Below are 14347 nucleotides of genomic sequence, written 5' to 3'. Positions count from 1 at the left end.
GGGGCGTGCACAGGCTGGGACTCGGACGGGCGGGGGCCGGGCGGCGCGGTCACGGCCGCCTCCCGGGGACGGGCGCGGTGAGCCGTACGCGGGTGCCGGGCGCGTCGCCCGGACCGGCCGCGTCGGTGATGTCCAGGGCGGCTCCGATGAGCAGGGCCCGCTCGCGCATCCCGCGGATCCCGGCGCCCTCGCAGGCGGCGCCCCGGATGCCGAGGCCGTCGTCGGTGATGGCGAGCACCACCGCGCCCTCGGTGCGGGCGAGGCTCACCTCGATCCGCTCGGCCTCCGCGTGACGGGCCGCGTTGGTCAGGCTCTCCTGGGCGACCCGGTACAGGACCAGCTCGGTCTCCGGTTCCAGGGCGGGCAGATCGGGGGCGAAGCGGCGGACCACCTTCAGACCGGTGTGGGTGGCGAAGTCCGAGGTGAGCGAGGTCAGCGCGCTGATCAGGCCGAGGTCGTCGAGGACACCGGGGCGCAACCTGCGCACCAGCCGGCGCACCTCGTCCAGGCTGCCCCGGGTGATCTCCTGCGCCTGGTGCAGCTCGTCGCGCAGCGGCGGCCCGGCCTCGTCCGCGGCCCGTTTGAGGGCCAGCAGGGTCGCGGTCATGCTCTGTCCCACCTCGTCGTGGAGTTCCTGCGCGATCCGGCGCCGCTCGGCCTCCTGGGCGAGCAGCACCCGGGCGCTGCTGGTGGCGCGCTCCTGCTCCAGCCGGTCGAGCATGGCGTTGAAGGTGCGGATCAGCTCGGCGACCTCGCCGCCGCCCGCGGCCGGCAGCCGCTGGCCGGGCCGCAGCAGGTCCACCGTGGTCATCAGCTTCGTCAGCCGGTCCAGCGGGGCCAGGCCCCAGCGCAGCAGCGCCGCGTTGGCGACGAGCATGACGACCAGGCCGCCGACGAGGATGACCGCCTCGGTCAGCACCACCGGCACGGAGACGGTCACCGGGGCCCACAGCAGCAGCGCGGTGGCCGAACCCAGCACCACGGCGTTGAGCCCGAAGATCCGCCAGAACAGGGACACCGGGTCGCTCCTCCTCACCTGACGCGGCCGCCCGCGCGAGTCTGCGCACGCGCGCGCACGGTCGTGCGCGTCTGCGTACGTCTGTGTTCCTCCACGTGTCCACTGTCGGCCATCGCGCGGGGCGGACGGGCGGCGGGCCCGGTTCCCGGTGTCCCGCCGTCGAGCCTGCCCGCCCGGGGCGGGCGCGTCGATGGGTACCGGCCCCCATTTCGCGGGGCACGGCCCACCCATGTCCGTACGGTGTGCATCCCGCTACCCCCTGCAAATGGGTGCTGGGACCGATGGGCCGCGGGCTGTGCCGCGGGCCACTCTGGAGGAGCGATCACCCCCGTCCCCACGGCGGCCGAGCGCACCGCCGTACCGATCCGCCTCGCAGCCCCGCTGTACCGCTCGGCCGCAGACCCGCAGACCCGCAGACCCGCAGACCCGCAGACCCGCTGTACCGCTCCGCCGAAGAAAGGATCCGCCGTGTCCCGCGACGCAGCCGCCCGGACCGCTCCCCGCCTCGAACGCCAGGCCGCCGAGGAGGCCCGCGGGCGGCTCGAACACGCCCGGGGCACGCGGCTGGTCCAGCTGCGGGCCCTCACCGAGACCGGGCAGAGCGCGGACGACCACCTGATGTCCGCCCAGCGGGACGCCATCGAGCGGGTGCTCAAGGAGATCGACGAGGCCTTCGCCCGGATCGAGGCCGGCACCTACGGCCTCTGCCTGGCCTGCGCCAAGCCGGTCCCGGCCGAGCGCCTGGAGATCCTGCCCTACACCCGCCACTGCGTCGCCTGCCGCGGCGGCCAGGCCGGCTGACCGGCCGCCCGCCGCTCCACGTCCGCCCTGCCCGAGGGGTGAACCGGTGCACCACCAGACCATCGCCGACCACGGCGCCCGCCGTCCGGCGCCCGAGCCCGTGTCCCCGGGTCCGCTGACCGCCGAGGACCTCGCAGCGCTGCGCGCGAACCTGACCGAGCAGCGGCTGTTCCGCCAGGAGCAGGTGGCCCAGCTCGCGGCCGCCGCGACCTCCCGCGAGGACGCCCTGCTCCGCCACCGGACCCCCGGCCAGCTGGAGGTCAGCGTGCAGCTCGCCGCCTCCGCGCGGATGGTGCTCGCCGATGTCGAGGCGGCCCTCGCGCGCATGGACGAGGGCCGGTACGGGGCCTGCCACCTGTGCCGGGGGCCCATCGCACGGGAACGGCTGGAGATAGTGCCGCAGGCCCGCTACTGCGCCCGCTGCCAGCAGGTCAGGGAGGCCGGCCGGTGAGCGCGGCCCGCCGGATGTGGCCGCTGCGCCGGTCCTGTCCGGGCATCGCCCTCGACCTGGGCAGCGCCCGCACCCGCGCGTGGGTGGCCGGGCGGGGCCTGGTCCTCGACGTGCCGACGGTGACCTTCCCGGGCACCGGAGCGGCGTACCCGATCCAGCGCGGGACCATCGTCGACACCCCGGGCACCGCCCGGATGCTGGCCCGCCTGCTGGTGCACCGGCTGCCCCGGCTCACCCGCCCGCTGGTCGTGGTCACCGCGCCCGTGCTGGACGGCGTCGCCTTCCGCGCCGAGGCCCGCGCCGCCGTCCAGGTGCTGCGCCCGCGCGGGGTGCTGACCGTCCCCGGGGCGCGCGCGGTCGCCCTGGGCGCGGGCGCCGACCTGTCCCGGCCGCTGCTCGTCATCGACATCGGCGCCCAGCTCACCGAGGTGGTGCTGCTGGTCGACGGCGCGGTCGTCGACGCGCGCCGCACCGCGCTCGGCACCGGCGACCTCGACACCGCCGCTCCGGCGGACCTCGCCGAGGCGGTGGCCGCCATGGTGACCGCGATGCTGCGCCAGGACCGTACGACGCTCACCCTCGACGCGCTGCACCGGGGCGCGCTGCTGGCAGGCGGCGGCGCGCTGCGCCCGGACGTCGTCTTCCAGCTCACCGGCAGGCTGCACACGCCCCTGAGGCCGGTGGCGGCGCCGCACACCGCCGCCGTGCGCGGCGCCGCCACCCTGCTGCGCTCGGCCCGCGCCCACCCGTCGGCCGGCGGCCCGCCCGCCCTGCGCGGCGCCCGTTGAGCGCCCGCACCGGTCCGCCCGAGCCGAGCCGAGACGAGAGGAGACCAGGGCTCATGCCCGGCGGCATCCCGCACGCCCAGCCCCCGCCCGCGCCCGTCCCCGCGGATCTGCCGCGTGTCCGGTTCTGGCGGCTGCGCCGCAATCCGCTGCGCCGCCGCACCGACCTGCTCCAGGCGTGGATCGGCCTCGGCCTGCTGCTGACGGCCCTGGCCGCCTCGCCCGCCGCGATGTTCCTGGCCGGGGACGCCGCCCACCGCCACTACGCGGACACCGCCGCACGCCAGGAGCGGACCCGCGGCCGCACCACCGCCGTCCTCGTCCACGACGCCCCGCGCCACCCGGAGCCCGGCTCCCCCGAGGCGCGGCGGACCCGCTACCGCGTCGAGGTCCGCTTCACCGACCCCGCGGGCCGCTCCCGCCTCGGCCACACCCACGTACCGCCCGGCCTGCGCGCCGGCAGCACCGTGCCGATCTGGACGGACCAGCAGGGCCGCGTCACCGCCGAGCCCCTGACCACCGCCCAGATCCGCAGCAAGTGCATGGGCTGGGCCCTCCTCGCCTCCCTCACCGTCACCGCTCTGACCGCCGCCGCCCACACCCTCGCCATCCGCCTCCTCCTGCGCCGCAACCTGACCGCCTGGGACGAGGCCTGGGCGGGAACGGGACCGCGGTGGACGGCGTCGAGGTGAGTGAAGGGGGGCCAGGAGGGCCGGGCGGGCCGGGAGGAGGCCGTCGGCCGCGACAGGGGGCTTGTCCCATGATGCCGTCGACGCGTCAAGGATCCCTGCGCAATCTTGACGCCCCTTTGACGGCCTCCAGGGTCGCACACCGGCATCGAAGCACCCCCGAACATTGCCGGGAACCGGCAATGCGCCAGGTGGGGGTGAGCGGGCATCATGTCGGCGGGGAGCACTACGGACGGTTTCCGGTGCCGGACCCCGGCAGGGGCCGGACCGGTCCGGGGGCCGTACCGAGGCTGCCCGCGAGGACGGGGGACGTACGGGGGCCGTACGAGGGATGTACGGGGCACGGGGGAGACGGGGGTACGGGGGATGCACGGAACGAGGGGGACGGGGCCGGTGGCCGGGGGGCGCAGGGTCGGCGGGCGGTGTCCGCAGGGGGACGGGGGCGGCGGACGGTTCCGTCCGTTACCCGCAGCCGCCCGACCGCGACCGCGCGGGGCCCGACGGCCGCACCGGTTCCGACGGTCCGGCTGACCGGCTCCTGAGCGGACCGACCCGCTCATGAGCCGACGGCCGGTCCGCCGGGCACCCGCCGGGAACGGCCGCCGCGCACGGCGCGCGGCCGGAGACCGGCAGCGGAGGCGGACCGGGGGAAACCGGCCGCGGGAACCGCGGGCGGACCCGGAACCGGAGATCGGCCGGACGGCGTCAGAACCGACACCGAGACACCGGATCCGAAGACCGGCGGGGCCGCCCGCACGCCACAACTTCTTTGAGTTCAGGGGACGTTTGCCATGGTTGTCATCGGCTCGCTCGTCGCGGCCTGCCTGATTCTGGTCCTGCTCCTGCTGTTCGTCTTCTCCCAGCTCTTCCGCAAGGTCGAGCAGGGCAAGGCGCTGATCGTCTCCAAGACGCGGAAGGTCGACGTCACCTTCACCGGGCAGGTCGTGCTGCCGGTCCTGCACAAGGCCGAGGTGATGGACATCTCGGTGAAGGCCATCGAGATCACCCGCTCCGGGCGGGACGGCCTGATCTGCCGGGACAACATCCGCGCGGACATCCGGATCTCGTTCTTCGTGAAGGTCAACAAGACCGCCCAGGACGTCATCAAGGTCGCCCAGGCCGTCGGGACCGCGCGCGCCAGCGACCAGAACACGCTCCAGGAGCTGTTCCACGCCAAGTTCTCCGAGGCGCTGAAGACCGTCGGCAAGCAGATGGACTTCACCGACCTCTACACCAAGCGTGAAGAACTGCGTTACCAGATCATCGAGTTGATCGGCGTCGACCTCAACGGGTACCACCTGGAGGACGCGGCGATCGACTACCTGGAGCAGACGCCGCTGTCCCAGCTCGACCCGGCCAACGTGCTGGACGCGCAGGGCATCCGGAAGATCACCGAGCTGACCGCGGTGGAGCATGTGCGTACCAACGAGGCGCAGCGCACCGAGGAGAAGGAGATCACCCGGCAGAACGTCGACGCGCGCGAGGCCATCCTGGAGCTGGAGCGCCGCCAGGCGGACGCCGAGATCAAGCAGAGGCGCGAGATAGAGACCTCCCGCGCCCGCGAGGAGGCCGAGACCGCCAAGGTGGTGGAGGAGGAGCGGCTGCGCGCGCAGAGCGCCTTCCTGCGCACCGAGGAGCAGCTCGGCGTGCAGCGCGAGAACCAGGCCCGCGAGGTCGCCGTCGCCGCGAAGAACCGCGAGCGGGTCATCGCCGTGGAGAACGAGCGCATCGAGAAGGACCGGATGCTGGAGGTCATCGCCCGCGAGCGGGAGACCCAGCTGACGAAGATCTCCGCCGACAAGGAGGTCGAGTCGGAGAAGCGGGAGATCGCCGAGGTGGTGCGCGAGCGGGTCGCCGTGGACCGCACGGTCGCCGAGCAGGAGGAGTCCATCAAGAAGCTGCGCGCCGTGGAGGAGGCGGAGCGCGAGCGGCAGGCCGTCATCATCGCCGCCGAGGCGGAGGCGCAGGAGAAGCTGGTCAAGGACATCAAGGCGGCGGAGGCCGCCGAGCAGGCCGCCACGCACCGCGCCGCCGAGTCGCTGACCCTGGCCGAGGCCAAGCTGAAGTCCGCCGACCTGGAGGCCCGCGCCAAGCTGCGGATGGCCGAGGGCATCCAGGCGGAGGCCGCCGCCGAGGGCCTGGCCGCGGTGCAGGTCCGCGACAAGGAGGCCGAGGTCATCGAGAAGGCCGGCCGCGCCGAGGCCGAGGCCACCCAGGCCCGGATGCTCGCCGAGGCCGAGGGCACCCAGGCCCGGATGCGGGCGGAGGCCCAGGGCACCGAGGCTCTGCTGCGGGCCGAGGCCGAGGGCGCCCAGGCCAAGGCGGTCGCCGAGGCGACGGCGATCGGCGAGAAGCTGAAGGCGGAGGCCGCGGGCCTGACCGAGAAGGCCGCCGCGATGGCCGCGCTGGACGACGCCTCGCGCGGACACGAGGAGTACCGGCTGCGCCTCCAGGCGGAGAAGGAGATCCGGCTGGCCGGGCTCGACGTGCAGCGCCAGGTCGCCGAGGCGCAGGCCACGGTGCTGGCGACCGGCCTGGAGAACGCCGACATCGACATCGTCGGCGGCGAGTCGGTCTTCTTCGACCGGCTGGTCAACGCGATCTCGCTGGGCAAGGGCGTCGACGGCTTCGTCGAGCACTCCGGTACGGCGCAGGCGCTGGCCAAGCCCTACCTGGACGGTTCGGCGAGCCTCGCCGACGACCTGGGCCGCATCCTCGGCTCGGTCTCCACGGCCGATGTGCAGAACCTGACCGTCTCGGCGCTGCTGATGAAGCTGATGAACTCCGGCGGCACGCACGCCGGCCAGTTCCAGCAGCTGCTGGACCGCGCGGGCGAACTGGGCCTGGCCGACGCCCCGGTCAGCGCCCTCAACGGCGCCGTCAGGGCCTGACGGCACCCGGGGGGTCGCCGCGCCGCCGCACGGGGGTCGGCAGCGCGGCGGCCCCCGCACCCGGTGGCGCGGCGGCCTCCGTATCCCGGCGGCCGCCTCCGCGCCCTGGTGGCGCGGTGGTCCGCGTACCCCCGCTCCCTCGCCGCGCCAGGGGGCACCCCGGCGGCCCCGCACCGCCCCTCGCTTCCGACGTCTTCCCGAAGGGACGCATGTCCATGGCCACCGCCCAGGAGACGGGTTCGTACGACGCCGTGGACAGCGGCACCTACGAGGTGCTGCGCGACCGGCTCACTGCCCAGGCCGCCGAGCTGGCCCGTGGCACCGAGGCGCTCAACGCCCGCCGGGCCGCGGAGTTCGGCGCCACCCGGCTCGACCTCACCGGCACGGGACGGCTGCGCACCGAGCACCCCGCCGTCCCCCGGGACGTGGTGGCCGTCGGCGAGCGGCTGCTGTTCGGCCGCAACGCCGCGCACGCCGGACCGGACGACGGCACCCGGCCCGAGCCCCGGGTCGGCGACGTCCTCGCCCTGTACGACCGTGAGCTGAACCCGCTGCCCGAGGACGCCGTGCCCGGCCTGCTCGACGACCCGGCGTTCGTCCGGGAGTTCGGCGCCCTGCACCGCTACTACCGGCAGGCCAGGCTGCTGCGGCTGCACCGGGTGGAGGGCCGCCTGCTGGCCGTCTTCCGCACCGGCGAGAAGGACGGCGACATCCGCGTCCTGCGCTGGAACCTGACCGACGGCGGCCGGGCCGCCTTCCTCGACGCGCGCGGGGAACGCGACCATGTGCTGCCGCCCGCCCACGACTTCACCTGGACCGCGACGACCCGCGAGGACCACCGGCTCGGCCGCCATCCGCACGTCTCGGTCCGCGACGAGCTGTACGTCTCCACCGTCGGCGGCGCCCTCACCGTCAAGACCGAGGACGACACCGAGACCGGCACCGGCATCCACAGCGAGCCCGTCGACGAGCCGCTCCAGGCGCTCGCCGACGCCGACATCGCGTACGCGCGCGTGGGCGCGCTGATCCTGCTGCGCATCCGCCCCTACAAGGAGGACACCCACCGCCACCTGGTGTTCAACACCCTCACCCGGTCGGTGGTCCGCCTCGACGGCATCGGGCTGGCGTGCCGCCGCCTGCCCGAGGACCAGGGCATCGTCTTCCCCGGCGGCTACTGCCTGGCCACCGGGGCGTACAAGACGTACGAACTCGACACCACGGGCCTGGAGTTCGAGCGCGAGGTGCGCTCGCCCTACGGCGAGGACGTGCTGTACGCCTTCCACGCGCGCGCCGAGGGACGCGGTCTGCTGCTGTCGTACAACACCATCCGCGAGGAGATCGCCACCCCGCTGACCTGCCACGGCTGGGCGCTGTTCGAGGACGGCGCGCTGCTGGCGCTGCGCGCCGATCCGGCCGGGGCGGCGACCGAGCCGGCCCGGGTGCACCCGATCCAGGTGTGGACCTCGCCGTACGTGTCCGACACGCACGCCGCCGCCACCGCGGGCACCGGACCGCTGGCCCGCGTCGGCAACGCCGACCTGGTGCGCGGCATCTCCGACTGCCTGTCGATCAGCCGCGCGGTCGCGGAGACCACCCCGACCGCGGAGGTGTACGAGGCGCTGGCCGCCGCCTGTGTGCGGGCCGCCGACACCCACCACTGGCTGGGCGAGGCCGACCTCGGCGATCTGCGCACCCCGCTGGCGGCGGTACGGGACACCGCCGAGCAGGTGCTCACCGAGTTCCGCACCGTGCAGAGCCTCACCGAGCGGGCCGCGCGGGCGCTGGAGGAGGCCGCCGAGCGGATCGCGGCGGTGGTGCGGCGGCTGCGCGGCGAGGCACCGCGCGGCGCCGCCGCCTGGGTGGGCGGGCTGACCGAACTGCGCCGCGCCCAGGGCCATCTGCTCACCCTCAAGGAGATGCGGTACGCCGACACCGCCCGCATCGACGCGCTCGCCGCCGAGACCGGCACCGACCTGGCCGCCTTCGGCAAGCGGGCGGTCACCTTCCTCGCCCGCGAGGACGCCTTCGCCGACCACCACCAGGCCGTCGAGCAGCTCGCCGCCGACGCCGAGGCCGTCGAGTCGGTGGCCGCCGCGCGCCCGGTCGCCGAGCGGCTCGACGAGCTGACCGGCACGCTGGGCACCGTCACCGAGGTCGTCGCGGGCCTGGAGATCGCCGACGCCACCGTGCGCACCTCCGTGCTGGAGCGCATCGCCGAGGTGCTGGGCGGGGTCAACCGCGCCCGCGCCCTGCTGGAGGCCCGCCGCCGGGAGCTGGCCGAGCGCGAGGGCCGCGCCGAGTTCGCCGCCGAGTTCGCGCTGCTCGCGCAGGCGGTCACCGGCGCGCTCGCCGCCGCCGACAGCCCCGAGAGCTGCGACGAGCAGCTGTCGGGCATGCTGGTGCGGCTGGAGAACCTGGAGTCGCGGTTCGCGGAGTTCGACGACTTCCTCGGCGAACTGACCGACAAGCGCACCGAGATCCACGACGCGTTCTCCGCCCGCAAGCAGTCCCTGCTGGACGCCCGCGCCCGCCGGGCCGGGCAGCTCGCGGCGGCCGCCGACCGGATCCTGGCGACCGTGGCCCGGCGCGCGGCCACGCTCGCCGACGCCGACGAGGTCAGCACCTACTTCGCCTCCGACCCGATGGTCGCCAAGGTCCGCCGCACCGCCGAGGACCTGCGCGCGCTCGGCGACCCGGTCCGGGCGGACGAGCTGGACGGACGGCTGAAGGCCGCCCGCCAGGAGGCGTCCCGCGCGCTGCGCGACCGCACCGACCTCTACACCGACGGCGGCCGGACCATCCGGCTGGGCACCCACCGCTTCTCCGTCACCACCCAGCCCCTCGACCTCACCCTGGTCCCGGACGGCGACGGTCTCGCCTTCGCGCTGACCGGCACGGACTACCGCGCCCCGGTCACCGACCCGCGCCTGGCGGCCGCCCGCGCGTACGGGGACCGGCAGCTCCCCTCGGAGTCGCCCGAGGTCTACCGGGGCGAGCACCTGGCCGCCCGGCTGCTGCGCGAGCACGGCCCGGCCGCGCTCGCCGCCGCCGACGACCTGGGCGCCCTGGTGCGCCGGGCCGCCGAGGAGGCGTACGACGAGGGCTACGAGCGGGGCGTCCACGACCACGACGCCACGGTGCTCCTCACCGCGCTGCTGCCCGTGCACGAGCGGGCGGGCGTACTGCGCCACGAACCCGCCGCCCGCGCCGCCGCCCAGCTGTTCTGGGCGCACGGCAGCACGGCGGACGAGCGCGCCGCCTGGACCCGGCGGGCGCTCTCCCTGGCCCGCGCCCGCGACACGTTCGGCCCGGCGGCGGCGGGCGCCGTGGGCGAGCTGGAGGAGGAACTCGCGGGCGCGGTCGGGACATGGACGGCGGGCAGTGCCCTCCGGCTCCCGGGGGCGGCGCCCGGCGGCACCGGCGCCGCCGGGACCGAGGGCGTGAACGGCCCCGTCGCCGCGCCGGGTCCGGACGCGCGGGCCGCCGCCGCGTATCTCTTCGAGGAGCTGACGACCGGACCCGAGGGCTTCGTGCTGGCCGCCGCCACCCGCACCCTGCTGGACAAGTTCCGGCACACGGTGGGCGGTTCGGCCTACGACGAGGACCTGGACGCGCTCGGTGACCTCGCCGCGCGGGCCCAGCTCGCCGGGGCCTGGCTCGCAGCGTTCACCGACTCCACCGGCGCCGGTGCCACGCCGGGCGACCTGGCCGAGGCGGTCGCCGCCGAGCTGTGCCCCGGCCTGCCGCGCCATGACGCGGACGTCTCACCGGTGGCGGTGGCCGAGGGGCTGCTCGGCGCCCATCCGCGCATCGGCGGCCGTCGGCTGGTGCTGCGCCTGGACGAGTTCCTGGCCCGCACCGGCCGCTTCGCCCGGGACGACGTGCCCGCCTTCCGCGCCCATCAGCGCCTGCGCACCGAGCTGGTGGCGGCCGAACGCGTCCGGCTGCGCCTGGACGAGCACCGCCCGCGCTCCATGGCGGCCTTCGTCCGCAACCGGCTCGTCGACGAGGTGTACCTGCCGCTGGTCGGCGACAGCCTGGCCCGTCAGCTCGGCACGGCGGGCGAGAGCCGGCGCACCGACACCGGCGGACTGCTGCTGCTCGTCTCCCCGCCCGGCTACGGCAAGACGACGCTGATGGAGTACGTCGCCGACCGCCTGGGCCTGATGATGGTGCGGGTCAGCGGCCCCGCACTCGGTCACGCGGTCACCTCGCTCGACCCGGCCGAGGCGCCGAACGCCACCGCCCGCCAGGAGATCGAAAAGATCAACTTCGCGCTGGCGGCGGGCAACAACACGCTGCTGCACCTGGACGACATCCAGCACACCTCGCCGGAACTGCTCCAGAAGTTCATCCCGCTGTGCGACGCCACCCGCCGCGTCGACGGCGTGTGGAACGGCGAGCCGCGCACCTACGACCTGCGCGGCAAGCGGTTCGCGGTCTGTATGACCGGCAACCCGTACACCGAGTCGGGCGAGCGCTTCCGGGTGCCCGACATGCTCGCCAACCGCGCGGACGTGTGGAACCTCGGCGACGTCCTCACCGGCAAGGAGGACGCCTTCGCGCTCAGCTTCCTGGAGAACGCGCTCACCTCCAACCCGGTGCTCGCCCCGCTGGCGGGCCGGGACCGCGCCGACCTGGAGCTGCTGGTCCGGCTGGCCCAGGCGGACCCCGCGGCCCGCGCCGACCGGCTCACCCACGCCTACGCCCCGGCCGAGCTGGAGCAGATCACGGGCGTACTGCGGCATCTGCTCACCGCGCGCGAGACGGTCCTCGCGGTCAACACCGCCTACATCGCCTCCGCCGCCCGCTCGGACGAGACCCGGACCGAGCCGCCGTTCCTGCTCCAGGGCTCCTACCGCACGATGAACAAGATCGCCCAGCGGATCCGCCCCGTCATGAACGCGGCGGAGGCGGGCGCGGTCGTCGAGGACCACTTCACCGCCGAGGCGCAGACCCTCACCAGCGGCGCCGAGGCCAACCTGCTCAAGCTGGCCGAGCTGCGCGGCACCCTCACCCCGGAGCAGGCCGGCCGCTGGGCCGCCCTGAAGACGGCGTACGCCCGCACCCAGGCGCTGGGCGGTCCCGCCGAGGACCCGCTCGTGCGCGCCACGGCCGCCCTCGGGCTGCTGGCCGACCACATGGCCGCGATCGAGGCGGCGCTCACCGGCGGCGGCACGGCGAGGGCCCGCCACGCGGCGGGCCCGGCCGAAGGGGGAGCGGACGGGAGGACTCAGGGCGTCTGAGCGGCGAGCAGCGGCCGCAGCGCCCCCGCCCGCAGCCGCTGCACCAGCGGGGTGCAGTACCGGAAGGCCAGCAGCACCACGAGCACCGAGACCAGGCTGCCGACCAGGGCGCCCACGCCGACGTCGTGCGGGTAGTGGGCGCCGACGTACACCCGGGAGGCGCCCATCGCCACCGCCGCGAGCAGCGCGACCGAGCCCAGCCACCGGCTGACGATCAGCAGCGCGACCGCGAACGCGAAGGCGACCGTGGTGTGGTTGCTGGGGAAGGCGTAGTCGTCCACCGGCGGGCACGCCTCGATGAGGAAGTCGTGCGGCAGCGCCCGGCAGGGCCGCGGCTCCTCGAAGACGTCCTTGATCCCGGTGTTGGCCGCATAGGCGATGACGACCGCGAACGGCGTCGCCAGCACGGCCGCCATCACCGAGTTCCCCTGCCGCCGCGCCCCCCACCAGGCCCCCAGCAGCAACAGCACGAACACCCCCATGCCCACCGAGGAGTACGCGGCGGCTGTCCCGTTCAGCCAGTGGGTGTCGCGGGCGAAGTCGGTGACGGAGGTGTAGAGGCCGCCGTCGATGGACGCGCCGTCGAGCGCCAGGGCGGCCGGGGAGGAACTCGTCATCAGGTGGATCTCCGGGCAGTGTCTCGGTACGGGTGCGCCACGGTGAACACGCGTGGACGCGGAGGTGGACTCCTGGTGAAGTCAGATCGTCCGACAGATGAACGTCTACAGGTTGGTAGACGTTAGCAGTCACCGATTCAGTTGCCTGGGGGGTGGGGTGAGACGGGGGACACAGCCCCTGGTCCTCTAGCGCCGTGGCGCCGGTCTCGGCCGGGTCGGCCCGCGCGGCTGCCGCACGGGCCGAGGGCTCCTTCACGGCCGTCCGTGAGGCGTTCCGGGCATGACAGGTGCGCGGGCCTTCGGCGCAGGGCGGGCGGCGTCCCTCCGGGGTGATCCGCCCGCGGGCCTGCCGTGGTGTCAGCGGGCAGCGACGGCCAGGCTGACCACGTAGTGCTCGTCGACCGTGCCGTTCGGGAAGACTTCGGCCAAGAGATCGCGCTCGGCGGCCAGAAACGTCCTGGTGCCGTTCTCGCCGAGGACGAGGAAGTCGGAATAGCTGGCCAGGTTCGCGAGATGGGTGTCGAGTGGGACGCTCCTGGTCCACTTCACCTGCTGGGTGACGAATCCGAGCTGGGCCGGCAAGCCGCGGTACCGGGCCCTCGGGTCGGGTTCGCTGTCCTCGGCACCGAAGAGGCGGCGCAGGCGGGAGTCCTGGTCGGCTATCCAGGGCACAGTGCTGTCCGAATCGTTCCACCAGAGGGCGAGCGCACCGCCGGGGCGCAGCACTCGGAGGACCTCCGGGACAGACTCGCGCTGGTCGGTCCAGTGCCAGGCCTGGGCATAGGTGATGATGTCGATGGACTCGGAGGCGAGCGGCAGGTTGTTGCCGTCACCGAGTACGAGGGGGACATGGGGCAGTCCGATGCGGAACTGGGAGGCCATCCCGAAACCGGGTTCCACCGCGATGACGCGCGCACCCCGGGCATGAAGAAGGGAGGTCGCCAGGCCGGTGCCGGCACCGATGTCGGCGACGCGGGCACCGTCGAGGGGCCGGCCGGCGAGTTCCTCGATCGCGTCGAACAGGGCGGGCGGATACGAAGGACGGTTCGCGGCATAGCCGGCGGCTGCCTTGTCGAAGGAACGGGCCTGTGAAGTGGTCGTCATGTGACCATCCTCGGCGGTCCGGTGCGCCTGGCGCAGCACTTTGGAGCCGGTTTCCCCGCCAAGGTGCCGCAGGACTGCCGACGGCGCCTCCCAGCCCCGGCAACCGTTCCGGTCAGCGCCCCTTCCGGGGCCGTCGGCCTCGGCCCGGTCCGGCACGAACTGCCCGCCGCGGCGCGGTGTCCCACGCGGCCCTTGCGGTGTCCCACCTGCAACGACGCGACCTCGGGGCCGCGCATGCCGCGGGTGTGCGGACACTCAGGCTCGCCGGACAGGTGAAGTCGTCGCGGGCCGTCGAGGCGGTCGGAGATCTGTCGCGGCGCGTGCGGCCGTTCGGGCGGCACCGCCTCGTCGCGGACTTCACGGAACGGGCACGCGAGCTGGCCGCCGCCGCGTAGGCGCGCCGCGCGCGGAGTCCACCCTCTCGTACGGTGTCCAGGCCCGGATGCCGCTGCCCCCGCCGCGTCCCCGGCCGAGGCATCGCAGGACCGGCAGGACTGATCACCGAGAGAAGGGAGAGCGCATGACCGACGTTGACGACGCCTCCCCCCTGCCCGTGGCGTGGTGGAAGTCCCCGTACAGCGACAGCGGGGCACAGTGCGTGGAGTGCGGCATCGCAGGCGCCGGGACGGTGGCCGTCCGGGACAGCAAGACCCCGCACGGGCCCGCGCTGCTGTTCACACGCGGAGCCCTGTCGTCATTCGCTGCGGCTGCCGCCGCGGGCGGGCTCGGCGCCGCGGCGCAGGGG

The 14347-nt window shown here is 74.7% G+C and carries 9 protein-coding genes and 2 pseudogenes; 8 read left to right on the top strand and 3 right to left on the bottom strand.

Annotated features, from left to right (window positions below; genetic code table 11):
* Positions 1-49: 49 nt before the first annotated feature.
* Positions 50-1018 carry a sensor histidine kinase gene (locus B086_RS0124520; protein ID WP_018569079.1) on the bottom strand — a complete coding sequence of 323 codons (969 nt, stop codon included), beginning with the start codon at positions 1016-1018 and terminating at the stop codon, positions 50-52.
* A gap of 468 nt (positions 1019-1486) precedes the next feature.
* Between B086_RS0124520 and B086_RS0124515 the strand changes: the two genes are divergently transcribed.
* From B086_RS0124515 to B086_RS0124490, 6 genes are all read left to right on the top strand, one after another.
* Entirely contained in the window at positions 1487-1819 is a 333-nt protein-coding gene (locus tag B086_RS0124515; protein WP_018569078.1) for a TraR/DksA C4-type zinc finger protein, read from the top strand.
* 46 nt (positions 1820-1865) lie between these two features.
* Positions 1866-2270: a TraR/DksA family transcriptional regulator gene (locus tag B086_RS0124510; RefSeq protein ID WP_018569077.1), complete on the top strand. Its 405-nt coding sequence runs from the start codon at positions 1866-1868 to the stop codon at positions 2268-2270.
* A 14-nt stretch (positions 2271-2284) separates the two neighbouring features.
* Positions 2285-3058 (top strand): rod shape-determining protein, encoded by a 774-nt coding sequence (locus tag B086_RS0124505; RefSeq protein ID WP_051115913.1) that lies wholly within the window; start codon positions 2285-2287, stop codon positions 3056-3058.
* A 53-nt stretch (positions 3059-3111) separates the two neighbouring features.
* Positions 3112-3747, top strand: a complete 636-nt coding sequence (locus B086_RS0124500; protein WP_018569075.1) for a hypothetical protein — start codon at positions 3112-3114, stop codon at positions 3745-3747.
* 788 nt (positions 3748-4535) lie between these two features.
* Positions 4536-6635, top strand: a complete 2100-nt coding sequence (locus tag B086_RS0124495; RefSeq protein WP_018569074.1) for an SPFH domain-containing protein — start codon at positions 4536-4538, stop codon at positions 6633-6635.
* A 215-nt stretch (positions 6636-6850) separates the two neighbouring features.
* On the top strand, positions 6851-11881 hold the full coding sequence (locus B086_RS0124490; protein ID WP_018569073.1) for a DNA repair ATPase: 5031 nt from the start codon (positions 6851-6853) through the stop codon (positions 11879-11881).
* Here B086_RS0124490 and B086_RS0124485 read toward each other — a convergent pair.
* Both B086_RS0124485 and B086_RS0124480 read right to left on the bottom strand, forming a co-directional pair.
* Complete coding sequence (locus B086_RS0124485) at positions 11869-12498, bottom strand: phosphatase PAP2 family protein (RefSeq protein ID WP_018569072.1); 630 nt, start codon at positions 12496-12498, stop codon at positions 11869-11871. The two genes, B086_RS0124490 and B086_RS0124485, sit on opposite strands and share 13 nt — an antisense overlap.
* A 357-nt stretch (positions 12499-12855) precedes the next feature.
* The gene (locus B086_RS0124480; protein ID WP_018569071.1) at positions 12856-13602 is read right to left on the bottom strand and encodes a class I SAM-dependent methyltransferase; all 747 of its coding nucleotides are present in this window, start codon (positions 13600-13602) and stop codon (positions 12856-12858) included.
* A 155-nt stretch (positions 13603-13757) separates the two neighbouring features.
* Here B086_RS0124480 and B086_RS0124475 point away from each other — a divergent pair.
* Together B086_RS0124475 and B086_RS43105 are read left to right on the top strand one after the other, a co-directional pair.
* A pseudogene (locus B086_RS0124475) lies at positions 13758-13997 on the top strand (transcriptional regulator); the annotation flags it as partial.
* A gap of 47 nt (positions 13998-14044) precedes the next feature.
* Positions 14045-14302 (top strand): annotated as a pseudogene (locus tag B086_RS43105) (DUF397 domain-containing protein); the annotation flags it as partial.
* Positions 14303-14347 lie beyond the last annotated feature (45 nt).

This window comes from Streptomyces sp. PsTaAH-124 (assembly GCF_000373685.1).
Taxonomy (GTDB): Bacteria; Actinomycetota; Actinomycetes; order Streptomycetales; family Streptomycetaceae; genus Streptomyces; species Streptomyces andamanensis.
The sequence above is the reverse complement of the archived record's forward strand: the minus strand, read 5'-3'. Positions and strand labels throughout refer to the sequence as shown.